Raw genomic sequence first — 24,548 nt, forward strand, 5'->3', positions numbered from 1 at the left:
ATATTTCCTGTCACAATCCCTTTCCATTCTTATCGTTCTGTTTTTATTAGGATTCTTACTTTTTTAACTTCTATACCTTTTAAAATAAGAATGGAATGATGGATTATTTGTTACACCACTGTTGATTTCCGTGCCAGTCTTCGCCTTTCCCTCCAAACAACAGCTAGAAGCAATTATATACACGAAACCTACGTTTACACTACCAATAAAAAAAGCAGAAGTTCATTATCTTCTGCTTTTACAATTTATACTCTCTATTGTGAACCTGCCTAAGTAAAACAGCGGCTCTTTTATTGATTAAGGTCGTTCTCCATATCTTTTATATCTTGCTGAAACTCTGTTAAACGCTGACGCTGTGTTTCAGAAGCATTTTCAAGCGCATTTTCAATTTGCTGAGAGGCTTCATTCACTTCACCTATCGCTTGCTTCGCTTCATGGCCGTACGATGCATCATTTTTAGCTTCATTTGCCTGTTCATATGCATCTACTGCTTCTTTATGCCCCTGCTGTGCTGCTTGAAACGATTGTTGTTTATCTTTATTGTATGGGAATTTTTTCATCATAGTGCTCCTTTCCATTTGTTCACTCTTTAGTGTGGCATTTTTCTACTTATTCATACGACGCTTCAATAGGTTAAAGCTAAGTGTGTATTCCTCGTAACAACTCCCTAAACCATATAAGAGCCCTAGAAAATATCTTCTATTTCCTGAAATACTTTCTATATCTTACAAAAATGTATAATCACTTTCTTTAGCGGACATCATACGAATAGCTTATCTGAACGAAAAAATGTATTGGGGTTGACTGCATGCACTTGTTTCTTTCCTTTTTGATCATTCGTGCAGGGATTATATGGATGGAAATAAAAAGATTACCTCAACACTCTCATAAAAAGGAACGAAACATTTTTATTGTGTTCATGACAATCAGTATCATAATCACTCTTGCAAAAATCTTTCGGCTGCCTCTACCGAACCCTTCTGATTGGGTAAAAGTAATGTTTCAACCTTTAAGTCACTTATTATTCCGTTGGATCACTTAATTAGTGTATATGGCAAAAGGATGTGCTCATTTTGCTTAATGAAATCAATATTTCAGCTGCGCAGTTTCGCAAATTAGTAACTTTGTATAGCATCGGAAGCACAATTATTGTGGTACCTGCCGCTATTACAGCTGATGCTCATCAAGATGCCTGGATTCCCGCACTCTTCGGTGTTGCATTAGGAATTGGCTTAGTTTTGCTTTTTACCTCACTAGGAAAAATGTTTCCAACGCTTACGCTGATGGAAATGAACGAAAAAATTTTAGGCAAACTATTTGGAAAGATTGTTTCTGCTGTTTTTGTGTTATCCAATTTATTTATCAGCAGTCAAGTTCTTTACTATGTAGGAAATTTTCTCACTACACAAATTCTTCCCTACACGCCGCTTACAGCCATCCACATCGCATTTATGGGTGTGGTCATCGTAGGAGTACGCCTAGGAATAGAAGTTATTGCACGAAGTGCCGAGATTTTATTTCCGTGGTTTGTCGGATTATTCGGACTTCTTATTTTGTCTATGATCCCTCAAATTAAAATAGAGCATATTCAGCCGGTGTTCGAAATCCATCCAAAAGCTTTTATTCGGGCTGTTTTAACGTTTTTAAGCATGAGTTCTTTGACTTATACCATTCTGCTTATGATTTTTCCTTCTCATACACCAGACACGAAAAAGGCAACTCAATCCTTTTATATAGGTAATATAGCCGGTGGACTAGTGATGGTTACGTTAATCTTACTCGGAATTTTAGTACTTGGTCCTTATTACTGCCAAATCACCATGTTTCCAAGCTATGAATTAGGAAGAAGAATTGATGTAGGAAACTTTCTTCAAGGAATTGAAGTAGTCATTGCTATTTTGTGGTTTATTACTCTCTTTTTTAAGCTTTGCATTTATTTTTACGCTACTCTTTTGGGGTTTGCCAATGTATTTCACATAAAGGACTACAAGCTATTTTCTTTTCCAGTCGCACTCATCATGATTACACTTTCCGTTATTGTGTATCCAAGCGTTTCTTATCAAAAAGATTGGGATACAAAAACGTGGATTCCCTACAGCTTACTTGTAGGCATCTTATATCCACTTTTCCTTTTAATTGCAGGGTTTATTCAAAATAAAAAGTGGCGTTCTAGCAATGGATAGAAACTCACAAACCTTTAATAAAGAATGCACCTTCAGTATAAGTGATTATTTTCCAGTAAAATATAACACTAATTATTCATGTATAGGAGCTAGTGTATGCTAGGGGTATTGGGGTTACTTATTGTTTGCACGCTCGTCATTTGGTTTGAAGTACCTGAACTACGGCAAAAAAAAGCAAAGAAAGAACTGTGGCTATTCTATACAGTTCTTGCAATTGGAATGTCCGTAAGCATCTGTAAAGCACTGGGTTTATATGTTCCAAATCCTTCTGATTTATCAGCGGCTATCTTCAGGCCAATCAGCATATTTTTACTTCATTTATTATCTTAATACGTAAGACGAGGAAGTGAATACCGTGAAACCTGTAGTTAAAATTTCAACGATTCAATTTCGCATGCTCGTTATGCTTTATACAATTGGAAGCACAATTGTTATTGCTCCAGCAGCTATGACTGTAGATTCCAAACAAACCGCTTGGATTCCAGCTATCCTTGGAGTAGTATGCGGATTTGTATTAGTGAAAGTATATATAGCTCTCGGACTTTTATTTAAAGATAAAAATCTGATAGAAATCAATGAAGCAGTGTTTGGAAAATATCTAGGAAAAGGTGTATCTTGTTTATTTGTCACGTCTACTGTCATAACATGCAGCCGTATTGTATACTACGTGGGGAGTTTTTTAAATACACATATTATGATGGAAACTCCGCTGATTGCTATTCACATTATTTTTATGCTTGTGGTTGTGTTTGGAGCAAGACTTGGACTAGAAACCATCGCACGCTGCTGTGAAATATTTTTCCCTTGGCTTATTGGCCTTCTCGGAATTTTCATCTTCTCACTGACTCCTCAAATGAAAGTCGAAAACCTTACGCCTTTATTAGATATTCACTTAAAGCCGCTGACTCATTCGGTTTTCATCTTTCTTAGCATCACTTATTTTACTTTTGCTCCTTTAATGATGGTATTTCCTCTTCATTTAAGAAAACCTGAAAAAGGTGCTAAAGCTTTAATGAGCGGAAGTCTGTTAGGTGGATTTATTATGGTAGCGATTATTCTCTTTTGTATAATGGTTATTGGCTCTTATCATTCTTCAACTACCATGTTTCCTGTATACGAAATGGCTAAGCGAATTGAACTGGGGAATTTTTTGCAAGGAATTGAAGTAATTATTGCTATTATATGGTTTCTTACTCTTTTCTTTAAAGTTTCTCTTTATTTTCATGCTTCTATCGCTGGGCTTTGCCACATTTTTAACGTTAACGAAACTCGATTTCTAACGTTACCGATGGGGTTAATCGTTACAACTTTTTCTATTATCGTTTATCCAACTATTATCTATCAAAAAACATGGTTAGCCGAAACGTGGATTCCCTATAGTTTTTTCGTAGGAGCTTTTTATCCTTTTATTCTCCTTACTATAGGCTGGATCCGCTTTAGACCTGCTAAAATAAAAAAGATAATAAAATCCACATAAAAAAAGCAGGTAGTCACCTGCTTTTTTATGCTTGAAGCGCTTGAAGTCCTGCTTGGTTTAAGAAATGCCAAGGCTTATTAAAATGCGGCTGAAAGAAAAAGTCCATAAAGCCAAGCTCATCGATCGTCATTTCCTGCTGTACACATACAGACAATGTATTGATTGCTTGAGTAGCATCAATTTTAGAAATAACCTGTGCACCTACAATTCGTCTTTTTTCTTCTTCATATACTACTTTTAACGTAATATTTTCGTACGTTGGCATGAATTCAGGTCGGTTATTCTCTGATATTGTGATACTTTTCACATTCATATCAAAAAGAGAAGCTGCTGTTTCTGTTATGCCGGTAGATGCAACATTGTAATCATAAATATGCAGACCTGACGTTCCTTGTGTTCCCATATACTTAATCGTTGGCTTAACAAGGTTTTGAGCTACTAATGTTCCCATTCTAACCGCATTGGTAGCAAGCGGAATATAGGCATGTTTCTTAATCGGATTGTAGTAAATGGCACAGCTATCTCCGGCAGCAAATATATCTTTTTTGCTTGTTTGCATATATTCATCAACCACAATTGCCCCGTTTGGAAGCATATCTACTTGTCCTTTTACTAAGTCTGTATTTGGACGGAAGCCAACACACAGAATAACAAGATCCGCTTCGTATTCGCCATCAGTTGTCACTACTTTTTCAACAGATCCCTCACTGCCTACAAATTTAGTAACCGCTTGGTTTAATGCTAATTTAACTCCTCGATTTTCAAACTCAGTTTCCATTAAATTCGTAAATTCTGGATCAAGATATTTATTTAAAATACGATCAGCACTATCAATAAACGTCACTTCTTTTCCATACACTTCGAATGCTTCTACTAATTCTGCGCCAATATAGCCCGCACCAATTACGGCTATTTTCTTCGCTTGCTTCGCTTTTTCAATAATGTGATTAGCATGCTGATAGTTTTTACAAAGCACAACATTATTTAAATCGATGCCTTCAAGGTTTGGAATAATCGGCCATGAGCCAGTTGTCATCACTAGTTTATCAAATGTATCTTCAAATTCTTCGTTGGTTTCTAAATTTCGTACAGCTATTTTTTTACCATCTGTATCAATATTCGTAACTTCATGCTTCATTTTCATATTTACACCCATCTCTTGCAATTCAGACGGTGAAGAGTAAAATAAGCCATTTGCATCTTTTACGACCCCGCCTACATAGAGCGCAATTCCACAAGACAAAAATGAAACATTATCATTTCGCTCATAAACTGTAATTTTAGCTTCTGGATAAAGTTCTGCCATATTTTTTACTGCTGCCGTTCCTGCATGTGTACACCCTACTACTGCAATTTTCATAGATGATATCCCCCTTAGGATTATAGAAAATATGATATTGTGAAGTTTTTCACATATATTGTGAAATGTTTCACATTTCTTTTACAATTCTTATTATACAAACATGTTTGTCCTTTTTCAAGAGATATGTGAAAAAAATCACATACTTTTTTCAAAAAATATGTTACAGGGTTCTTTAAATAGCGTTGAAGCTTGATATGATGCGCTTTTCTTGCTGATGCGCTGCTGATGAAAAACTTCATCAGCTTGTTTTTTCACGTAGAAACTCACTACCCTATGTACTCTCCATCAAAAAAATAAGACGGATAAAAGAGTCACCGCTAAAATAGATACAGTGATGCCGCTCACAAGCGAGTCTGCTATATAAACTGATAGAAAAGTAAAAAATATATCCACAAAAGCTGCGGATGTTACACATAGTACTCTATTCAGTCTGGCATTCTTCATTTAAAAAATGAGTGCCTTTGAAAAAAAGCTCTGTGATAGAGCCAAATACAAAAATTAAAAATAGAAATAAACATATGGCCCAGTAGGACTCATATTCCACTCCCATTACTCTAAGGAAGCCTATAAAACCAAAAAAGTAGCTTCCCATTAGTATCGCTAAAATGATTAGTACCATCGCTCCTACTATAAAGAACGCGATTAAACGATCCATTCCCCTGCTTTTTCTTTTCATTATTCCACTCCACCTTACTTACTCATCACTTAATCCATATTATACGAAAAAAGTGCGATACCGTGGTATCGCACTTTTCCACATTATTTATCTTTTTTATCTTGAAGGGCTTGTTTTAAAGCATCACCCAAGCTTGAACCAAATGCTCCATCATCGTTGTATTTGTTGAGAAGCTTTCGTTCTTCTCGTTTTGAAATCTTTTTCTTTTTGTCCTCAGCTTTTTCCACTACTTGACATGAACGGCATTGGAAGTACGTGCCCGCTTTTCCTGAGTGAATTTCCATTCGCTTATGACACTGCGGACAGCGTCGATTTGATAGTTTAGGGTCTTTTGCGCGTCTATAGCTGCACTCCAGGCTTGAACAAACGAGCACTCTTCCTTGCTTTGTTTTCTTTTCTTTCAAGAAAGAACCGCATTCCGGACACTTAGAGCCCGTTAAATTATGAGGTTTGTACGTTTGATTACTCGTTTTTACTTGCTTAACTAGCTTTTCTGTTTGTTCGCGAATATTTGTTAAGAACTCTTTTGCATTTCCTTTTCCTTTAGCAATTGCTTCTAAGTCACGTTCCCACTTAGCCGTAAGCTCAGGCGACTTTAACTCATCTGCTACTAGGTCAATCAGCTGCTTCCCTTTTTTAGTTGCGTGCAGACGATTGTTTTGGCGATCAATGGATTCATTCTGCAGAAGTTTTTCAATAATATCTGCACGTGTTGCCGGGGTACCTAAATTATGTTTTTCCATTTGTCCAAGAAGATCCGCTTCTGTATAGCGCTGCGGCGGCTCTGTAAATGCACTCTTCATCGTTACATCTTGAATGAGCAGCTTGCTGCCTTCTTCCATATCAGGCAGCTTCACCGTTGCTTCTGAGTCTCCGCCAGAAACTTTTTTGAAGCCTGCATTCACAACTTGCTTTCCGCTTGCTACTAACTGTTCCCCATTTACTTCAAGCTCTGCTTTAACCACTTCATACTCATATGCAGGATAAAATAATGAAATAAATCGCTTTGCAATTAAGTCATACAGCTTTCGTTCATCAGCTGATAAGTCCTGTAGAAATACAGGCTGATCCGTTACGATAATAGCATGGTGGTCACTTACTTTTTCGTTATTAACCACTCGCTTTGGCAACTGTGCATTTCTTAAAATTGGACGAACCTCTTCTTTATATACAGCAGAGATGCTTTCCAAGCGCTCTTTCATAGTAGAAACCATATCTGTTGTTAAATAACGGGAATCTGTACGCGGATACGTGACTAACTTATGCTGTTCATATAACTTTTGAAGTACATTCAATGTCTTCTTAGCAGAGAAGTTAAAGCGTTTGTTAGCATCTCGCTGCAGTTCGTTTAAGTCATAAGGAAGCGGCTGCGCTTCTTTATGCATTTTGCGCTTAATTGTTTTTACAACTGCCTCACCTGATAATTTTGAGTGCAGCTCTTTTGCGCGTTTTTCATCAAAGATGCGCTTTTCATTGCCCTTTTGCCAAGCCGCTTCAAAAGATGAAAACTGAGCTGTAAGCGTCCAATATTCACTAGGTTTGAATGTATTAATTACTTGTTCACGCTCAATTATCATCGCCAGCGTCGGTGTTTGTACCCTTCCTGCCGACAATGGTTCTTCATATTTAGTCGTTAACGCTCTCGTTACGTTTAAACCGATAAGCCAATCGGCTTCTGAACGGCAAACGGCTGAATCATACAAGCGATTAAACTCTTTTCCTGGTTTTAACTGTTTAAACCCGTCACGAATTGCTTTATCCGTTTGAGACGAAATCCAAAGGCGTTTAAACGGCTTGTTCCAGCGTACCTTTTCCATAATCCAGCGTGCTACAAGTTCTCCTTCACGCCCTGCATCAGTCGCAATAATTAACTCTCCAATATCCTTTCTTTTTGCTAGATCGGATACTGTGCGAAACTGAGAACTCACTTTACGAATTACTTTTAATTTCATTTTCTCAGGCATGATTGGCAGATCTTCTAATCGCCACGTTTTATATTGGTTATCATAATCCTCTGGTGTTTGTAATTCAACTAAATGACCGAGTGCCCATGTTACGACATACTTTGGTCCTTCAATATACCCTTTTTTTGTTTGGGTGCTGCCAAGTACGCGCGCAAGATCACGTGCTACACTTGGCTTTTCTGCTAATACAAGTGATTTCATTTTATGTATACCTCCAATTCACTTGTTCCATTATACATGATTGTATACTTTTTGTACGACTTCAAGATTAAGTTTACATAATAATATTATAATAAATAAAGCTGAAGAATTTCTCTTCAGCTTCTAGCTACTTCTTTTTATAAAATAGTCGCGAGATAATTAAACCGATAGCTCCTAAGACAATAAATAACAAGGCCCGTATAGCCATTGGGATAAAAGGTAAATCGTATAAAACGAGTTTAAAAAGTGTTAAGAACAAAATGCCCACGCCGATATACGTTGCTGTTTTAAACGTTTTAAGTGATCCTATTATAAATGCTGCAATGGACAGCCCTAACCAAACGGCCGTCATAATAAGCGTTTGCGGATTAGCGGAAAGATGATTGGTGCCAGCGGCCGCAACTTCCGTAGCAAAAATTAAAGAAAGAATAGAAAAAACAATACTTCCTCCAATTTTGAACGTATCGTGCTCATCTTTTTCTGTTTTTTGAATGCTGATCCATATAAATACTAGAATAGAAGCTAACACAACAAGCCAATTTAATGTCGGAAGAGACAGTACTTGTTCGATTGGTGTAACTAAGATATACGTTGCGCTCAGTATATAAATCGTATAAGAAAATAGTTGATGAAGTAGATTTTTATACGTCATGGCGATATAGTAAACAGCCAGTCCTTGAATCACATATAAAATGACTCCTTCTCTTAAATCGACGAGCTGATGAATAAAAAACGCTACTGCAACAATTAAATAGGTAATAAAAAATTCAAATTTCTCTTTAGAACTTCTTACTGCGTAAACACCTAATGCGTAAATAATAACTAGCGCAAGCAGCACCATTGTGGTCGTGCCATCGTCAAAAACGGCGAGCAGCCATCCGTACGTAACTGCTAAACTCGATAGAAGGGTAAACGCATATACTTGGAGTACGGATTGTGATAGAAAAAAACTAGAAATTAAGCATAAATGCTGAATAAGAATCGCCATACCTAATAACTCTTTTACACCATTATCACCAACAAACGAGTAATAAATGAGTAGCGTAAGATTTAATAGTACCGCGGAAAGAACATATAAAATTGAATATTTTTGTTTGATTGCCACATATAAAAAGGCAATATACAGAAACGTTTCATAGCCAATGAAAACGAGCGCATTAGGCGAATTACTTTCAATAAGAAAGGGAACGAGTACGCCTCCAACTGCGCTAATAATACCTAATGCCTGTGAACGATAAAAGACTGTCGCGATAATCCCTAGGATAATCCAGCTCGCATTTAGTATAAAAGCAAGCGTTGGTCCCGCTAAATGATACAGGCTATGCATCGCAAACGTCGTTAACATGAGAATAGGAATAGCTCCTCCTGCAAGTACTTGCCCGAGCACCAACCTGCCCTTTTTAATTTGGAAATGACCTGTCACAGGAAAACCTATTGAAACAACGAAACCGAGAACAACTTTTGCTTTTTCATTCATTAACCCATAGTCAGAAGCTGCTTTAAATCCCCATAGCACACCAATAATAAATACAAAAATAAAAATTCTCGGCAGCCATGTTTGAAAAAGGACTTTTTCCCAATCAACAGGTTCTTCTATTGCCTGTGAACTTTTAGCTGCTATTTGAGCAGGACGTTTAGTGGTCTCCTCGCGCTGCTTGGGAGGAGGATGAACTGTTTTTGGCTTTGGAGAATTTGTTTTATATACGAGCGACTTTAGCCTGGCTACGTCTTCTTCTAAACTGCTTATTTTTCGTTCAAGTTCTTCTATTCTTTCTTTTTCCATGTTTCCTCACCCTTTCTCTTTAAAGTATTTGTGGTTTTTATATGTATATCTTACAGCACTTAACTATTATACCATTAAAAGGAATATCACTTAGAAACATTCTATTTTTAGCAAAAAAAAATACAGCGCCCTTTTCAAAAGAAAAGTTCGTTGTATAGGATGTGCTGCATTTTTTATGTCACTTTCTCGCTGTATGTACTATGAAATCCCGCTTCGATGTGGGCTACTTGAAAGCTATGGTGACCAATTAAATATTTAACAATATCCACACGGTCAATTTTACCGGGCTTATTATTCATTGCTTCTCGCACCATAGATTGAAATGTTTCTTTGCAAAACTTCTTTTCATGAAGCAGAATCGTTTCACAATACTCTTCATGGTCTCCCTCTGAAATACGATAATAATGCATTTCTTTCACCCCTTTTTAATGTTATACCTATTACATACCCCAAATATTGCTATTTTAACAAATTAATTTTATTATTCTTTATTTTTCCATATATAATATATGGTTTATAGGGCAACGTTTCGAAACTCGTCGTTATAAATGCTAATTTGAAGCCGCTGAGAAAAACGTTCTTGTTCGATATATGTTTCAGGCATTAATCCAACAGGATATACCTTAGGGTTTTCGCCACTGCCTAATATGTATACATACATCTTTCCTTCGCTTGTATATCGAACTTTCGTCGAAATACCCCCTTGCCCTTGAAGAGGCGCATAAACAGCTCTTACATTATCTCTTATTTCTTGTACAAACCCATGTAGTTCAATATCAGAATCATAATAATGGTTTGCTTCATACAAGCCGTAAATCCGAGACTTGTCGATATCACATAATATGTTCCAAAATTCAGATAAATTCTCTTGGAACAACACTTGAATAAAATTCCGTGCAGCTTCTTGCTGTTCGTTTGTTAATTCTTTTGTTAGCGCAAACTCTTCATTTTTTAACATCTCAGTCACCTCCCTTTTGTATGTAATACGACAAGCGATAAAAATAACCTCTTTTTTTCAACTTATTAGCAAGTAATTTATTTTTTCACATTAAAAATTGAAAAGTTATTTTGACTAAGGCGTCAGAATAACTTTTCAATTACTGTAGAATAATTACGTAAAGTATTCGATTTTTGCATTCGGAAAATACTGATCAATGTAATATTCTAATGTTTCTCTTAATTCTTGTTCTTCATCTTTTGCGTATACATATTTTCCAATTCCGTAACGCCCCCACTTGTAGCGGCGCTCCTCTTCATTCATCTCAAGCTTTGTTTTTGGATAATTTTTCTCGATTACCCGCTTGGCCGGCTTGGTAAAGCGATGCTGAATCATTTCAAACGTAATATCATCTCTGGACTCCTCAGGTATAGAGGCGTCCAGCTTTTCAAACAACTGACGGTATCCCTCTTGCCAACCTTCATGAATGTAAATAGGCGCCACAATAAAGCCAAGTGGATATCCGGCTTTTGCAACTTTATTAGCAGCTTCAATCCGGTAATCAAGAGGAGATGTACCAGGTTCAAAGTTTTTTATAACATAATCTGCATTTATGCTAAAGCGGAAGCGCGTGCGACCATTATGTTTAGCATCCAATAAATGATCCACGTGATGAAATTTAGTCACAAAGCGCAGTTGACCTAGTTCACTTTCCCCAAAATACTCAATCGCCCGCTTTAATGAATGTGTTAAATGGTCAATTCCTACGATATCAGATGTACAAGCCGCTTCAAATCGCGTTATTTGAGGGGCTCTCTCCTGCATATATTGCTCTGCTTGACCTAATATTTCTTCAACATTCACGTACGTGCGAATATATGGTTTGCTTCCCATTGTTGTCTGCAAATAGCAATAGTGACAGTGCCCCATACACCCTGTTGCAAATGGTATTGCATATTCAGCTGACGGTTTAGATGTATCAAATTTCAATGTTTTACGCACGCCAACTACTAAAGTCGACTTGGCATTGCGGTATTTTTGCAAATCATTTTTTCCCGGTATATTACGCACTTGATTATGAGAAGTTGTTTGACGAATCTCAATTCCCATCTTCTCAAATTTTTCTTTTAATTGAACACCAAGCGGGTACTCCATTGCCCCTGGCTCAATATATACTAATTGAGGTACAAAAGGTTTTATCATCATGTACACTTCCTTTTTTCTAGTACTAATAGCGTTTGAAAAATAAAAAGACTCTATCCTTGGTAATTATTTTTCAAACAAAAAAGACTCTCCGTTAAGAGAGCCTTGCATTAGTCATATTGTTCATAATCAAATATCTTATTATACATTTTTTCAGCTTCTTCATACGTTGAATATACGGCATCATCTTCAGCTAACAAATGGTAAGACTCATGTAAAAACAGCGCCTTTTCACCTTTGTTTTCGGGATGTTCAACAATTTCAGCCTGATTAATATTCGCAACGTTTGCCGTATGAGGATTTCGGTAAATAACAAATACTTGATCTCCCACTTGATATTCTTTTTTCTCCACGATCATCATCCTTTTCTTCTTTCTTTACTCGTATGATGTCCGCTTTTGCTCATTTTATCCGGTAAAAACACCTCATGGCATCATCAAGAATTCATACGCTTTTACGCTCAATAAACCGAAAAGGGAGCTCAATTTTCTGAGGAACCTTGCTTCCCACTAATGTAAAAAGCGTTTCTCCCATTTCCTTAAGAGGAAGTTCGATCGTTGTTATTTGTAAATAAGAAGAAAGCGGATGATTATCAAAACCAATGATAGCTAATTCACCAGGAACTGAAATACCCGCTTGTTCGCACTGAGCTTTTATTCCGATAGCTACTTGATCGTTTGTTACTAAAAGCGCCTGAGGCCGATTTTTCATCTGCACTAGTTTTTCCACCACTTTTTCACCATCTGTCACGTTCAAACAGCCTTGAAAAACCCATTCCGGATGATAAGGCTGATTTATTCTTTCTACATATTCTTTGTATGCTTGTTGCCGCTGTTGACTATTCGTACCCGTCATTCTTCCAATACAGTAGCCAATATCCGTATATCCTTTTTCTTTTAAATACATAAGCGCCTGCTTAAAAGCTGCATAATGATCAACGTATACGGAGCGAATAGAACGATTCTGTACGTTTTCGCACACGGCTATCGGCCCGTACTGCTGATAATATTCAATCGTGCTCCAGCTGCTTGCTCTAGAACAAATAATCACTCCATCAACTTGCTTTGTTTTTAGCATATGAAGCGCTTCTTCTTCTTTTTTTACATCATAGTTCGTCTGACAAATAACAAGCTGATACTGCTTTTCTAACGCCTGAGATGCCACTCCTTCTAAAAGCAGACTAAAATACGGATGATTAATAAAAGGCAAGACGACGGCAATCATATTTGTTTTCCCTTTTGATAAGTGAACGGCATTAATGTTTTGTTCATAATTAAGTTCGTGAATAACCTGCTCTACCAACCGGCGTTTTTCTTCTTTTACATACGGATGATGATTTAGCACCCGGGATACAGTCGAAACAGATACACCAGCTTTTTTTGCGATATCTCGGATATTTGTCATGTTTTCACCTTTTTCTCTTGCGCTGAAACGCGTTTCATACTTTATTCTCATTATAAAGTGAAACAGCAAGAAGCTAAACCCGTTACCATCGTGTTTTTACTCATTTACGTAAGGAGGTCATTTCATGGGTATTTTATTATTCATTTTATTATGCGGAATTGAAATTGGAGGAGCGGCTTATGCACTTAAACAGAACGAGACGCTTTGGAAGGAGTTAGATGATGAAAAGCCGACTGATTTTTTTAAACAGTAAAAAACCCTTAAAAAGAACATTCTTTTTAAGGGTTTGATATTACGCAGCTTCTTTAGATGACTTTGACTTTTTATTTAAACGAGGAAATCCAATTACAATTGCAATGATCCCGCAAACCGCTGTTAACATTGGGTAGAATGTTAATGGAATAATCTCAATCGGTGAAACTTTAGCAAATCCTGCTGCGAGAAGCATTTGTGCGCCGTAAGGGATAAGCCCTTGAACGCTGCATGAAAACAAGTCAAGCAGACTGGCTGATTTACGATTATCAATTGAATACTTATCAGAGATTTCTTTTGCTAACGGACCTGCCGTAATAATTGAAATCGTGTTATTAGCCGTTGCTAAATTTGTTAAACTTACCAGTCCAGCGATGCTGAATTCTCCGCCTTTTTTTGTTTGAATGCGTCGTGTTAATAAATTCAATAAGAACTGAATACCGCCATTATAGCGAATAAGCTCAACCATTCCGCCGATTAGCAGAGATAAAATAATTAACTCTGACATTCCGCCAATACCTTCTGTCACAGTTTTAGCAAGAGAAGAAAGCGTGTAGCTTCCGTCAGCTAATCCAATCACGCCGGCTAGCACAATTCCTCCGGTTAAAATGCTTAATACGTTTGCACCAAATATGGCAGCAACGAGTACGCCGACATAAGGCAAGATTTTAAACCAGCTAAAATCCTTAATTTCTACTGATGATGTATTGCCTAGCGTCATTACAAGCAATAAAATTACCGTAACAATCGCTGCAGGAAGGACAATAAAAAAGTTTACTTTTAATTTATCTGACATATTTGTTTTTTGCGTACGAACTGCTGCAATGGTTGTATCAGAAATTATCGATAAATTATCTCCAAACATTGCACCACCAATAACGGCAGCAATGGCCAATGTAATGGATACATGCGCTTGCTCACTGATTCCTACAGCAATAGGCCCTAGCGCAGCGATTGTTCCCATTGATGTTCCCATCGAAATGGAAATGAATGCGCCAATAACAAAGATTCCGACTACCACTAAGCTTTGCGGAAGCACAGAAAGCGCTAAGTTTACCGTTGAATCAACAGCTCCCATGCCTTTAGCAACTTGAGAAAAAGCACCTGCTAAAATAAAAATAAGCACCATAATAATGATATCAGGATGCCCTGCTCCTTTAGCAAAACGCTCCACTTTTACATTAAGTGAATCTTTGCGGTTCATAGCCAGCGCCACGATGGCTGCAATGATAATGGCTACTAATACAGGCAGCTTATAAAAATCTCCCGTTATAATTCCTGATCCGACAAACAGGACTAAAAAGACGCCCAGCGGTAACAGCGCCCAGCCGTTTCCTTTTTGTTGTTCCATTCTTAACACCTCTTGTTTACGTAATAAAAAAAGACCTCTTCTTATTGATAAGAAGAGGTCTCTTATTTGTATCATAAGATTACCCTTCTCATCTTCCAAACGAAACATCGTCTGCTGGATTTGGCACCGCACTGCGTACAGCCAGTTGCCGAGACATCATAGGGCCAGTCCCTCCGTCTCTCTTGATAAGAAGTTTATAGTTGTTTTAAAAATAGTCTTTCACTACTGTAATCTCTTTTTATTTAATTGTCAAATGCTATTTTAGAAAAATATATAGTGCGAAAATTCTCACATCAATTAGCTACGTCTCGTTTTAAAAACGCTGCCCATGCCACGCCCATAAAGAAGACAAAATGCGCAACTAAGATGAAAATGGAAAATGGAATCGTCATGCCGTCAAACATCGTCTTCATTCCGTCCATATACTGCACAAAGTTTGTGTTGGCGAACAGTAAAAATTTTCCCCACCATAAACCAAACTGTGATACTAGTCCTGTTACTGCTTTTGCCCCGATACTTACGACAATAGCCAGACTGGAAGCAAGCGCGCTGTTTCTGAATAAAGACGACAGCATGAATGCAAATGTCATCATCATAAACGTTTCCATATACGCGCTGTCATACGTAAGCGTAATGTTTTTAAGCAGCTGCGCATCTCCTTCTAGACTGGTAAAGCCAAAGAACAATGCTCCCCATACAAACGAAAAAAGCAAATAGCTCAGTAAATAATACAAGCTAATTAAAATGAGGGTTATGTACTTGGATGCTAAAATCGTTGAACGTCTAGCAGGGCGAATTAAAAGAAGCTTAATGGTACCTGCTTCAAACTCTTTTGCAACCATTGACCCTCCAACAGCAAGCGCGAAAAATTGAACGAGAATCAGCATACCTGAACTAAATGACAGGAAGTTCAAAATGTTGTCTTCTGTTCCTGCACTGTTTGCTACTTTCTTCATTAAAAGAGCCATACAAAGAGTTAAAATACCGATTGTAATAAACGTGACTTTTGTACTTCTTTTATGAAACCATTTCATATGTTCATTTTGAATTAGCTTAAGCATGGTGCTCTCCTTCCGTAACGGACATAAACGAATCTTCAAGCGTCTCATACACAGGAGTGATTCGGTAGACTAAAATATCGCTGTCCACTAATTTTTTATTCACAGCTGGAATTTGTTCTTTTACAATCGCCACGTCGATACTATGTGATCTCATCGTTACTTCAAATTCTTGTGATAAAAGATCCGCTGCTTTTTGCGCATCAGACACTTCAAATTCTACGTACGTTCCTTGATCTTGACGATTTGGAGATAGATCTTGAATGGCTTTTAACTCACCGTCTTGAATAATGCCAACGCGGTCACATAGTGCTTCTACTTCTTTTAATAAGTGGCTCGCGATTAAGATCGAAATTCCTTCTTCCCTGCAGAGGGTTTGTAAATATGTACGAAATTCTCTCATTCCCGCTGGGTCTAGACCGTTTGTTGGTTCGTCTAGTAAAAGCAATGCAGGCTTATGTAAAATAGCTTGAGCTACTCCTAAACGCTGTCTCATCCCAAGAGAATACGTCTTCACTTTTGCATGAATGCTGTTTTCAAGCTTTACTAAAGCAATCACTTCATCCAAGCGTTCTGATGTGATCCCTTCATGCATATTCGCAAAGTGTTTTAAATTTTGATAGCCCGTCAGATAATCATAAAACTCAGGGTTTTCAATAATCGCTCCAATTGATTTCATAGCTGATGTAAACTGTTCTTTTAAAGGAAATCCATTGACGATAATTGTTCCCTCTGTTTCTTTGATGAGTCCTACGACGGTACGAATTAACGTTGTTTTTCCAGAGCCGTTCGGACCAAGCAATCCGAAAATCTCACCGCGCTCAACCGATAAGGATACATCATGCAAAATGGTTTTCTTCCCAATTACTTTACTGACATGATCTACTTGTAGCACTGTTTCTGTCATCATGTACATCCTTTCTTTAATTAGCAATACGCCTTCTATTGTTTCTCTTTTTTAACTATTTGTCTACTATAACCTTATTTTTGGAAAAGTAGCCCATTCAAATCATTCGTATTATCCGCTTACATTTGATAAAATAAAACAAACTTTAGTTAGAGGAGGACTTCTACATAATGAACTTAACCGTATACCTTGCCGGGCAAATTCACGATAACTGGCGAGACGAAATTAAAAACCAAGCAGAACAATTAAACCTTCCCCTTACCTTTGTCGGTCCCATGACAGACCATGACCGCTCCGACAACATTGGAGAAGAAATTTTAGGAAAACAGCCTAACGCTGTCTTAAAAGATGAAGCTGCTTCTCAAATTAATAATTTACGTACGCAGGTGCTCCTTAAAAAATCTGATGTGATTATTGCTTTATTTGGCGAAAAATACAAGCAGTGGAACAGCGCAATGGATGCGGTGACAGCCATTGCATTAGATAAACCGCTAATTTTGGTTCGCCCTGAAAAACTGCACCATCCGCTTAAAGAACTGTCAAACAAAGCCCAGGTTGTAGTCGAAACGCCAGAACAGGCTCTTCAAGCATTAGCTTATATTTTTGAATAACAACAAATAAGAGCTGTCGAAAATCGGCAGCTCTTATTTGTTGTTTATTGAAGGCTCCGTACGAAGCATGTGATGAGTATTTCATGGGAAGTTCTGAGATTATTATTCTTGTGGGAGTTTCATTTTTGACATAAAGATCAGCAATGTTACAGTCGGGTGCTTACTTTTTTGACGCGGATGCTCCATAATCTTTAATCGTTAACTTCACATCATAGTTAATTGGCACTTCACTAAATGTTTGATCCCAATTTTCTTTGACCCTCATCCATGTTCTAGGCTGCTTAATTCTCAATTGATTTCCGAAACCTGCAACATCAACTTTATATTTTGTTTGCATTTTTTCTAGTACGTTTCTTACCAGGTGCTTTACTTTCTTTTCTGAGGTTTTTTGCGCATTCTGTAAAAATTGATTATTAAAAGAGCTCCCTGAAGTCATCCAACTTTCAGATAGCCTTCCCACTGATTCAATGTGTACATCAAAAGAGATATCATTTCCTTTAACATGGGGTTGAATATGACTTTTCATAGACTCTATTTCATATACAATCAGCTGACCAGTCTTTTTATCAAAGCTTTTCACTAGCCCGCCTTTCCCTTTGCCTGTGATCCAAGCCAAACCATCTAGTTCTTCTTCATTCAAAAAACCAATCATTTTGCTTGTTTCCCCTTTAATTATACCAGCACCCGCAAATTTGATTTCTCCATTTGCTGATAATACATTTTGCATCAGAAAACTAGACCCAGTTTGAATCTTGCTTGCTAATTTAATAAGCGGCATGGGCGGTAAAATTCGCGTTGTTCGATACGTATTGTCTATCATTCCATACAGGTGAAAAGCCGGGATCTCTCCTGCTGTTTTTGATTCTAACGTGTCGCTAGCTCTTCCTTTACTAATAAACACAAGGCAACTAGGTCTAAAATCATTGTCCCGAAGAGTTTGGTCCACTAATTGCTCTAAACTATACGCTCGTGCAAGGGCCTCACTGATAACCATTACTTTCATATGAGGACTAGTTAAAGGAGTGTCACTTCTTAAAGATAATTCACGAAGCATTTGAAAAGGAGAATCTCCTGTTTCCGAAATATTTACGTAAGATTTCTGCTGCGGTCCTCCTTGTTTAGTGGTTGAACTTGCGACTTGAGGAGTGATAAGTTGATAAGTTGACGTAATCAGGTTCTTTTTAGTATACCCTTCTCCTTGTTCATCAAATTCTTTTTCAGCTATGGACTCCTTACCTTTATCATAGGCCACACCCACTCCAAAACTTTGCTCTTCAATTTCATGACTGCTCCAGCAGCCTGCCAGAGGAAAGAGCAAAAAAACAGAAAACAAAACCAATAGGAACTGGAAATGGTTAAAGGTTTGTTTCATATTTTACTCCCTTTACTTTTGAAATAATGAGAAGAAGCAGCGGCAAAAAGCCAAATAAAACTAAGGCGATATTGCCAATCACATCTCCCAATTTAAATACATCATTAATATTTTTAGGAATCATGGAAATAAGATATATAACCGGAAGCAAACCATACATAAATGGATGAATGTTTTTTTGGAAAAGCTGAGACAGTCCTAATGAAGCGGCATAATGGTTAATAGTAAAAGAAGCAAACATCTGCATGATCCATACAACTAGCAGTAAGGAATCAAATCGTTCAAAAATCAAGCCTGTCAGCTCAAAACTCCTTATTAAATCAAGCGTGGGCCATGTTCTTATTACTACTCCATCAATCGATAACGCTCCGATAACCATTACAACAGTAATCACATAAATAAATATAGGAATGGTAATTCCAACTAGCACAGCTTTTCCTGCTTTGTGTGGTTCTTTCATAAAAGCTAAAATGATTAACATGATTTCAGGACCCGTGAATGCAAGAGCAGTTGTTTTTACACCTTTTAGTACAGGAAGGACTCCTGATCCAAGTACGGGGCGCAGATTATCTATTTCAAATATTTTTATACTCATAAAAGCTACCAGTAAAAAAAGAATAACGGTAATAGGGAATATAATTTCAAACAGTCGAGCGATCGGATTAATGCCCCCTCTAATTAAATAGAGGCTTATCCACATAAATGGCATAATAATAGCCCACGTCGGCGTTCCTTCCAGCAAGAGATATCCGGTTACTTCTGCCAATGAACGGGCGTGAAAACCACCAAGCAGTAAAAAATAACCTATCATAAGTAAGCTAATTAACTTACTTAACCATTTCCCTGTAATTTCTTTACTGTATTGATAAAACGTCTTTCCAGGGAATTTCCGGCTTAATTTCACCATGATTATCGCTGCTATCATGGTGACTATTCCTCCTAGAATAACAGTTAGCCACACATCTGGTGTTTTCACTTGTTCCGCAGCTGTTCGAGGCAACGTCAGAATACCGGTTCCAAGTATGAAATTGATGACAATAATAGCTGTTTGGGGCGTCGTAATACGATCGTTTGAATTTATCATTACCACTGATTCACTTCCTTTTATCATAAGCTGCTATCCTTTTCGTAGAGAATCTTTGGTATGCATCATCTTTGGACGTCTTTTCATCATCATAAGAGGCATACGGACCATCAAGTCTTTCCATTCACTTAAACGATAGGGTACCGCTGGACTCATGTAAGATACGCCAAAACTTTTTAGTTTCACCAAATGACTGGTCATAAAAAGGAAAAATAAAACGACTCCATATAATCCAAGTATGGCAGCACATAGCATAGCTATGAAGCGAAGAATACGCAGTGAAATCCCGACGCTATATTGCGGAATAGCAAATGATGAAATCGCAGTTAACGCCACAATAATCACTAAAATAGGGCTAACAATCCCTGCCTGCACAGCAGCTTCTCCAATAATTAATCCACCGACAATTCCCATTGCTGGACCAATTGGTTTTGGTAACCTGAGTCCAGCTTCTCTCAAGATTTCGATAGCTATTTCCATAAATAAGGCTTCTATAAGGGCTGGAAATGGTACTCCAGACTTTGTTCCTATAATGGAAATAGCAAGCTTAGTCGGAATCATCCCTGGGTGAAACGAAATAAAAGCAATATACAAAGCCGGTGTAAAAAGCGAAAGAACTACTGCGATATAACGAAGAAAACGAATAAATGTACCGGGAATCCACCTTTCGTAATAATCTTCCGGCGACTGTAACATCATGCTAAACGTAACGGGAGCAATCAAAGCAAAAGGCGTCCCGTCTAATAAAATGGCTACTCTCCCTTCCATCAAAGCAGCAATTACACGATCAGGACGCTCCGTATTCTGCACCTGAGGAAATAGACTAAGGTAATTATCTTCAATGAGTTGTTCAACATATCCTGACTCCGGTACATTATCAAGATCAATTTTTTTAATTCGTTTTTCTACTTCTTCAACTAGTTCTGGATCAACAATCTCCTTTATGTAAGCAACAACTAAGTCTTTTTTGGAACGCTTTCCTACTTGAAATTTCACTAGCGACAAATTTTCAATGTCTCCGCTTCCTCTTAATAAAGAAGTATTATCACTTAAAGATTCAGTGAAGCCTACTCTTGGCCCTCTCACTAATGCTTCTGATACGGGCTCTTCAATCGTCCTTGTTTTTACTTTGCTTGTACCAAGAATTAAGGAAGATGATAACCCGTCAATTAAAAGAGCCGTAGATCCTGTTAAGACTTTTGATGTTACTTCTTTAATGGAATGAACCTCTTCTACATCACCGATTGATAATACTTGGCTTTTAATAAACTGTTTTGAAAGGTTTTCCTTTACGTAAAGCTGATCCTGTTGGTATTCTTTTGAAAAATTAGCCATCAATGATGATAAAATATGTTTTTCAATAAGATCTTTATCTGATAGCCCCTCTACAAAAATAATAGCTGCCTGAATACCGGTGCGTCCTATAATAAACTCCCGAAAATGAACGTCGGAATTATGACCAATTTCTTTTTTAACTGCTTCTAGAGTTAAAGCTAAATGCTCAGTAACATGATTAGGTGAATTTTGAGGTGTAAATTCTTGTTTGTTTTCCTTTTCATTCGCATGGTTTCCTATTTTTTTTATTGTTGATCTCCATTTTTTCACTTTCATCACTCTTCCTCTGAATTACGAATCCCGCTTAATAATTTGTAGATTATATACGGGATGAAAAAAACCAGAACTGCTTGTATAAAAACTGGCCCTTCTGGAAGATAGGAAACAATTAATTTCCACATGATCATCACCCTATTTATGTCTATAACAAAGCAATTCTAGAAATAAGCATCTGTAAAATATCAGTGTTTACTTCGTAGAAATTCTTTTATTTACCAGGTAGTATTATTCTTCTTTTTGTTTCTTATACAAAGGAATACAATATCCATCTTAAAAATGAAAAAGAGCTTACTACTGAAGGCTTAGACATACTGGTTTGCCGCTCAATGTTTTGGTGAATGCTAGAATAATTAAAGTTTTACCGCTCAAAAAATCCCTTAAATGGTTGACGAGTGCTTAAAGTGTCGGTTACACTTTATGTTTGAAATATTGTATTCATATCGCTCTTATCTCAAAAGAATGGTATAATTTTATAGATATTGAATTTGGAGGACTGCTCATACATGATTACAGTTAGTAATGTAAGTTTACGATTTGGCGACCGAAAGTTATTTGAAGATGTGAATATTAAATTCACGCCTGGTAACTGTTATGGATTAATCGGCGCAAACGGTGCTGGAAAATCAACGTTTTTAAAAATTTTATCTGGTGAAATTGAATCTCAAACTGGTGATGTACATATGGGCCCTGGCGAACGCCTTGCTGTCTTAAAACAGAACCACTTCGAATATGAAGATCAAGAAGTTATGAAAACCGTTATTATGGGGCACGCTCGCCTTTATGAAGTAATGCAAGAAAAAGATGCTATTTATATGAAAGCAGACTTCACAGATGAAGACGGAATGAAAGCAGCTGAGCTTGAAGGTGAATTTGCTGAATTAAACGGTTGGGAAGCAGAATCAGAAGCAGCTATTCTTTTAAAGGGATTAGGTATTTCTGAAGATCTTCACGCAAAAAAAATGGCTGAACTAACGGGTAGTGAAAAAGTAAAAGTGCTTCTTGCACAAGCTTTATTCGGAAAACCTGATGTATTACTTTTAGATGAGCCTACGAATAACTTGGATATTCAAGCAATTCAATGGTTAGAAGAGTTCTTAATTAACTTTGAAAACACAGTCATTGTTGTATCTCATGACCGTCACTTCTTAAACAAAGTATGTACGCACATTGCTGACCTTGACTTCAGTAAAATCCAAGTCTACGTTGGTAACTATGATTTCTGGTATGAATCAAGTCAATTAGCGCAAAAAATGGCGTCAGATGCGAACAAGAAAAAAGAAGAAAAAATTAAAGAGCTTCAAGCCTTTATCGCTCGCTTTAGCGCAAATGCATCGAAATCAAAACAAGCAACGTCTCGTAAAAAATTGCTTGATAAAATTTCATTAGATGACATCCGCCCTTCTTCTCGTCGCTATCCGTACGTGAACTTCACGCCGGAACGTGAGATTGGAAATGACGTACTTCGCGTTGAAGGTCTAACAAAAACAATTGACGGCGTAAAAGTGCTTGATAACGTAAGCTTTATTATGAATAAAGATGACAAAATCGCTCTTGTAGGCCGCAACGAACTTGCAAATTCAACATTAATGAAGATTTTAATGGGTGAAATGGAAGCAGACAGCGGTACGTACAAATGGGGTGTGACAACGTCTCAAGCCTTTTTCCCAAAAGACAACTCCGAGTACTTTGAAAACGGAGATTTAAATTTAGTAGACTGGCTGCGTCAGTATTCACCTAATGACCAAAGCGAAAGCTTCTTACGCGGTTTCTTAGGCAGAATGCTATTCTCTGGTGAAGAAGTGTTGAAAAAAGCCAACGTTCTTTCCGGAGGAGAAAAAGTTCGCTGTATGCTTTCTAAAATGATGCTAAGCGGTTCAAACGTTCTTTTACTAGACGACCCTACGAATCACCTTGACTTAGAATCAATCACAGCACTAAACAATGGACTTATCAGCTACAAAGGTTCAATGATTTTCACATCTCATGACCATCAGTTCGTTGAAACGATTGCAAATCGTGTAATTGAAATTACGCCAAACGGAGTAATTGACAAGCAAATGACGTACGATGAGTATTTAGAAGACAGCAACCTGCAAAAACAAGTAGCTAGCATGTACGCTTAATAAGAAATCCCCTTTCTCTAGAGAAAGGGGTTTTTTTTATATACGCACCTCTTGATTTAGCGATGATTTCGGAGAATACGTTAAAAACGCTAAGCTAGCAAATACTAGTGCTGCTCCACATATGTTCACCAAAGTTAGAGATTCTCCTAAGAAAAAGACGCCCAATAAAAAAGCGGTAACGGGCTCTGCTAATGATAACGTCACGGCGGTAGACGCATGCACCGACTTAAGCGCTGTAGAAAATAATACATAAGCAAGAGCCGTCGTAAGTATTCCTAAGTGAAGAGCAATGCCCATTCCATTTAGAGAAACTAGCCAGCTCATATCATATATAAACCAGCATGGGATTAGTAGAACAGCAGCTGTTGTGAACACAAGAGAAGCGCCTACCTGCGGATCAACATGCTGAACAATTTTTTTATTAACAGTCGTATAGCAAGCAAAAGACGCCCCTGCTCCTATCGCCATACCTAAACCTATCACGTCGATTTGACTATCTTTTTTTAACAACAAGCTGCAGCACCCTATAATACCCGTAAACGTAGCAAGCAACCACTTTTTTGTAGGTTTCTTGCGGTACACTATGTAATCTAACACTCCTGACAAAAGCGGCGCACTCCCAATTGCCACCATTGTTCCTACTGCAACACCCGTTTTGATAACGGCTGAAAAAAACAGCGGCTGATAAGCGGCCATACTTGCTGCAGCAACCGCAAGAGGCAGAATAGGAAGGTTTCTTACGTCCACTTTCTTTTTTTGAATAAGACAAGCTGCAAGAAGCGACAGTCCCCCTACAGCTAAACGCACCGCTCCAATTGCCACGGAATGTGCTTCAGCAGATGCTAAAGCTTGGGCAGTCCCTGTTGTTCCCCATAGTACAGCTGCACATAAAATAAGTATTTTTGATAATGAAGTATTCATATTTCCATCTCCTTTCTTTTATCATAGCTAAAAGAAAGAAAAAAGTTTTTCCGCTTTTATGATA

23 protein-coding genes and 1 riboswitch are annotated in these 24,548 nt (G+C 37.6%); of the genes, 6 read left to right on the forward strand and 17 right to left on the reverse strand.

The genetic code is table 11. The annotated features are described in order from the left end of the window. Positions 1 to 290: 290 nt before the first annotated feature. Complete coding sequence (locus tag AC1DEF_RS08845) at positions 291 to 560, reverse strand: hypothetical protein (protein ID WP_014460213.1); 270 nt, start codon at positions 558 to 560, stop codon at positions 291 to 293. A 504-nt stretch (positions 561 to 1,064) separates the two neighbouring features. Between AC1DEF_RS08845 and AC1DEF_RS08850 the strand changes: the two genes are divergently transcribed. From AC1DEF_RS08850 to AC1DEF_RS08860, 3 genes are all read left to right on the forward strand, one after another. Next, positions 1,065 to 2,183, forward strand: a complete 1,119-nt coding sequence (locus tag AC1DEF_RS08850) for a GerAB/ArcD/ProY family transporter (protein ID WP_255255710.1) — start codon at positions 1,065 to 1,067, stop codon at positions 2,181 to 2,183. Between the two features lie 96 nt (positions 2,184 to 2,279). Next, on the forward strand, positions 2,280 to 2,513 hold the full coding sequence (locus AC1DEF_RS08855; protein ID WP_097823492.1) for a hypothetical protein: 234 nt from the start codon (positions 2,280 to 2,282) through the stop codon (positions 2,511 to 2,513). 25 nt (positions 2,514 to 2,538) lie between these two features. Beyond that, complete coding sequence (locus tag AC1DEF_RS08860) at positions 2,539 to 3,660, forward strand: GerAB/ArcD/ProY family transporter (RefSeq protein ID WP_097823493.1); 1,122 nt, start codon at positions 2,539 to 2,541, stop codon at positions 3,658 to 3,660. Positions 3,661 to 3,685: 25 nt separating this feature from the next. On the opposite strand, the gene AC1DEF_RS08865 is transcribed toward AC1DEF_RS08860, so the two are convergent. From AC1DEF_RS08865 to AC1DEF_RS08905, 9 genes are all read right to left on the reverse strand, one after another. Beyond that, a complete protein-coding gene (locus tag AC1DEF_RS08865; RefSeq protein WP_097823494.1) occupies positions 3,686 to 5,020 on the reverse strand; it encodes an FAD-dependent oxidoreductase in 1,335 nt (444 codons plus the stop codon). Between the two features lie 424 nt (positions 5,021 to 5,444). After that, positions 5,445 to 5,699, reverse strand: a complete 255-nt coding sequence (locus AC1DEF_RS08870; protein ID WP_255255711.1) for a YrvL family regulatory protein — start codon at positions 5,697 to 5,699, stop codon at positions 5,445 to 5,447. A gap of 83 nt (positions 5,700 to 5,782) precedes the next feature. After that, positions 5,783 to 7,864, reverse strand: a complete 2,082-nt coding sequence (locus tag AC1DEF_RS08875) for a DNA topoisomerase III (RefSeq protein ID WP_043982332.1) — start codon at positions 7,862 to 7,864, stop codon at positions 5,783 to 5,785. Between the two features lie 127 nt (positions 7,865 to 7,991). Continuing rightward, positions 7,992 to 9,647, reverse strand: coding sequence for a DUF2339 domain-containing protein (locus AC1DEF_RS08880; RefSeq protein ID WP_097823495.1), 1,656 nt, complete (start codon positions 9,645 to 9,647; stop codon positions 7,992 to 7,994). A gap of 173 nt (positions 9,648 to 9,820) precedes the next feature. Further along, positions 9,821 to 10,057 carry a hypothetical protein gene (locus AC1DEF_RS08885; protein WP_013056931.1) on the reverse strand — a complete coding sequence of 79 codons (237 nt, stop codon included), beginning with the start codon at positions 10,055 to 10,057 and terminating at the stop codon, positions 9,821 to 9,823. Between the two features lie 104 nt (positions 10,058 to 10,161). After that, a complete protein-coding gene (locus tag AC1DEF_RS08890) occupies positions 10,162 to 10,605 on the reverse strand; it encodes a hypothetical protein (protein ID WP_029321599.1) in 444 nt (147 codons plus the stop codon). 153 nt (positions 10,606 to 10,758) lie between these two features. Further along, positions 10,759 to 11,787, reverse strand: coding sequence for a spore photoproduct lyase (gene splB, locus AC1DEF_RS08895; RefSeq protein WP_025752275.1), 1,029 nt, complete (start codon positions 11,785 to 11,787; stop codon positions 10,759 to 10,761). Positions 11,788 to 11,897: 110 nt separating this feature from the next. Further along, positions 11,898 to 12,146, reverse strand: coding sequence for a transcriptional regulator SplA domain-containing protein (locus AC1DEF_RS08900; RefSeq protein WP_016764006.1), 249 nt, complete (start codon positions 12,144 to 12,146; stop codon positions 11,898 to 11,900). Between the two features lie 85 nt (positions 12,147 to 12,231). Further along, positions 12,232 to 13,191 (reverse strand): LacI family DNA-binding transcriptional regulator, encoded by a 960-nt coding sequence (locus AC1DEF_RS08905; protein WP_097823496.1) that lies wholly within the window; start codon positions 13,189 to 13,191, stop codon positions 12,232 to 12,234. A gap of 124 nt (positions 13,192 to 13,315) precedes the next feature. Between AC1DEF_RS08905 and AC1DEF_RS08910 the strand changes: the two genes are divergently transcribed. Then, positions 13,316 to 13,444: a hypothetical protein gene (locus AC1DEF_RS08910; protein ID WP_013083044.1), complete on the forward strand. Its 129-nt coding sequence runs from the start codon at positions 13,316 to 13,318 to the stop codon at positions 13,442 to 13,444. Positions 13,445 to 13,483: 39 nt separating this feature from the next. Here AC1DEF_RS08910 and AC1DEF_RS08915 read toward each other — a convergent pair whose 3' ends face one another. From AC1DEF_RS08915 to AC1DEF_RS08925, 3 genes are all read right to left on the reverse strand, one after another. Beyond that, a complete protein-coding gene (locus AC1DEF_RS08915; RefSeq protein WP_097823497.1) occupies positions 13,484 to 14,794 on the reverse strand; it encodes a Na+/H+ antiporter NhaC family protein in 1,311 nt (436 codons plus the stop codon). Positions 14,795 to 14,879: 85 nt separating this feature from the next. Continuing rightward, positions 14,880 to 14,986: riboswitch (SAM riboswitch) on the reverse strand. Between the two features lie 101 nt (positions 14,987 to 15,087). After that, positions 15,088 to 15,855, reverse strand: coding sequence for an ABC transporter permease (locus AC1DEF_RS08920; RefSeq protein WP_043982328.1), 768 nt, complete (start codon positions 15,853 to 15,855; stop codon positions 15,088 to 15,090). Beyond that, positions 15,848 to 16,759 (reverse strand): ABC transporter ATP-binding protein, encoded by a 912-nt coding sequence (locus tag AC1DEF_RS08925; RefSeq protein WP_162214184.1) that lies wholly within the window; start codon positions 16,757 to 16,759, stop codon positions 15,848 to 15,850. The genes AC1DEF_RS08920 and AC1DEF_RS08925 overlap by 8 nt, the downstream gene beginning before the upstream one ends. Before the next feature lie 170 nt (positions 16,760 to 16,929). Between AC1DEF_RS08925 and AC1DEF_RS08930 the strand changes: the two genes are divergently transcribed. Beyond that, positions 16,930 to 17,370 (forward strand): YtoQ family protein, encoded by a 441-nt coding sequence (locus tag AC1DEF_RS08930; RefSeq protein WP_097823499.1) that lies wholly within the window; start codon positions 16,930 to 16,932, stop codon positions 17,368 to 17,370. A gap of 160 nt (positions 17,371 to 17,530) precedes the next feature. Here the strand turns inward: AC1DEF_RS08930 and AC1DEF_RS08935 are convergent, their stop codons facing one another. The 3 genes from AC1DEF_RS08935 to AC1DEF_RS08945 are packed head-to-tail and all read right to left on the reverse strand — an operon-like array spanning position 17,531 to position 21,437. After that, positions 17,531 to 18,742 carry a Ger(x)C family spore germination protein gene (locus AC1DEF_RS08935; protein ID WP_097823500.1) on the reverse strand — a complete coding sequence of 404 codons (1,212 nt, stop codon included), beginning with the start codon at positions 18,740 to 18,742 and terminating at the stop codon, positions 17,531 to 17,533. Further along, positions 18,726 to 19,853, reverse strand: coding sequence for a spore germination protein (locus tag AC1DEF_RS08940; RefSeq protein ID WP_097823501.1), 1,128 nt, complete (start codon positions 19,851 to 19,853; stop codon positions 18,726 to 18,728). The genes AC1DEF_RS08935 and AC1DEF_RS08940 overlap by 17 nt, the downstream gene beginning before the upstream one ends. 6 nt (positions 19,854 to 19,859) lie before the next feature. Continuing rightward, entirely contained in the window at positions 19,860 to 21,437 is a 1,578-nt protein-coding gene (locus tag AC1DEF_RS08945; protein WP_097823502.1) for a spore germination protein, read from the reverse strand. Between the two features lie 506 nt (positions 21,438 to 21,943). On the opposite strand from AC1DEF_RS08945, the gene AC1DEF_RS08950 reads away from it, so the two are divergent. Beyond that, positions 21,944 to 23,563, forward strand: coding sequence for an ABC-F family ATP-binding cassette domain-containing protein (locus tag AC1DEF_RS08950; protein ID WP_013083037.1), 1,620 nt, complete (start codon positions 21,944 to 21,946; stop codon positions 23,561 to 23,563). 36 nt (positions 23,564 to 23,599) lie between these two features. On the opposite strand, the gene AC1DEF_RS08955 is transcribed toward AC1DEF_RS08950, so the two are convergent. Beyond that, the gene (locus AC1DEF_RS08955) at positions 23,600 to 24,484 is read right to left on the reverse strand and encodes a DMT family transporter (RefSeq protein WP_097823503.1); all 885 of its coding nucleotides are present in this window, start codon (positions 24,482 to 24,484) and stop codon (positions 23,600 to 23,602) included. Between the last annotated feature and the right edge of the window lie 64 nt (positions 24,485 to 24,548).

It is taken from the genome of Priestia sp. 10L35, assembly GCF_056395685.1.

Bases quoted from the DNA above. Each gene is read 5' to 3' on its own strand.
- AC1DEF_RS08845 (WP_014460213.1), bottom strand. From the start codon at position 560: ATGAAAAAATTCCCATACAATAAAGATAAACAACAATCGTTTCAAGCA.
- AC1DEF_RS08855 (WP_097823492.1), top strand. From the start codon at position 2,280: ATGCTAGGGGTATTGGGGTTACTTATTGTTTGCACGCTCGTCATTTGG.
- AC1DEF_RS08865 (WP_097823494.1), bottom strand. From the start codon at position 5,020: ATGAAAATTGCAGTAGTAGGGTGTACACATGCAGGAACGGCAGCAGTA.
- AC1DEF_RS08870 (WP_255255711.1), bottom strand. From the start codon at position 5,699: ATGAAAAGAAAAAGCAGGGGAATGGATCGTTTAATCGCGTTCTTTATA.
- AC1DEF_RS08875 (WP_043982332.1), bottom strand. From the start codon at position 7,864: ATGAAATCACTTGTATTAGCAGAAAAGCCAAGTGTAGCACGTGATCTT.
- AC1DEF_RS08880 (WP_097823495.1), bottom strand. From the start codon at position 9,647: ATGGAAAAAGAAAGAATAGAAGAACTTGAACGAAAAATAAGCAGTTTA.
- AC1DEF_RS08885 (WP_013056931.1), bottom strand. From the start codon at position 10,057: ATGCATTATTATCGTATTTCAGAGGGAGACCATGAAGAGTATTGTGAA.
- AC1DEF_RS08890 (WP_029321599.1), bottom strand. From the start codon at position 10,605: ATGTTAAAAAATGAAGAGTTTGCGCTAACAAAAGAATTAACAAACGAA.
- splB (WP_025752275.1), bottom strand. From the start codon at position 11,787: ATGATAAAACCTTTTGTACCTCAATTAGTATATATTGAGCCAGGGGCA.
- AC1DEF_RS08900 (WP_016764006.1), bottom strand. From the start codon at position 12,146: ATGATCGTGGAGAAAAAAGAATATCAAGTGGGAGATCAAGTATTTGTT.
- AC1DEF_RS08905 (WP_097823496.1), bottom strand. From the start codon at position 13,191: ATGACAAATATCCGAGATATCGCAAAAAAAGCTGGTGTATCTGTTTCG.
- AC1DEF_RS08910 (WP_013083044.1), top strand. From the start codon at position 13,316: ATGGGTATTTTATTATTCATTTTATTATGCGGAATTGAAATTGGAGGA.
- AC1DEF_RS08915 (WP_097823497.1), bottom strand. From the start codon at position 14,794: ATGGAACAACAAAAAGGAAACGGCTGGGCGCTGTTACCGCTGGGCGTC.
- AC1DEF_RS08920 (WP_043982328.1), bottom strand. From the start codon at position 15,855: ATGCTTAAGCTAATTCAAAATGAACATATGAAATGGTTTCATAAAAGA.
- AC1DEF_RS08925 (WP_162214184.1), bottom strand. From the start codon at position 16,759: ATGACAGAAACAGTGCTACAAGTAGATCATGTCAGTAAAGTAATTGGG.
- AC1DEF_RS08930 (WP_097823499.1), top strand. From the start codon at position 16,930: ATGAACTTAACCGTATACCTTGCCGGGCAAATTCACGATAACTGGCGA.
- AC1DEF_RS08935 (WP_097823500.1), bottom strand. From the start codon at position 18,742: ATGAAACAAACCTTTAACCATTTCCAGTTCCTATTGGTTTTGTTTTCT.
- AC1DEF_RS08940 (WP_097823501.1), bottom strand. From the start codon at position 19,853: ATGATAAAAGGAAGTGAATCAGTGGTAATGATAAATTCAAACGATCGT.
- AC1DEF_RS08945 (WP_097823502.1), bottom strand. From the start codon at position 21,437: ATGAAAGTGAAAAAATGGAGATCAACAATAAAAAAAATAGGAAACCAT.
- AC1DEF_RS08950 (WP_013083037.1), top strand. From the start codon at position 21,944: ATGATTACAGTTAGTAATGTAAGTTTACGATTTGGCGACCGAAAGTTA.
- AC1DEF_RS08955 (WP_097823503.1), bottom strand. From the start codon at position 24,484: ATGAATACTTCATTATCAAAAATACTTATTTTATGTGCAGCTGTACTA.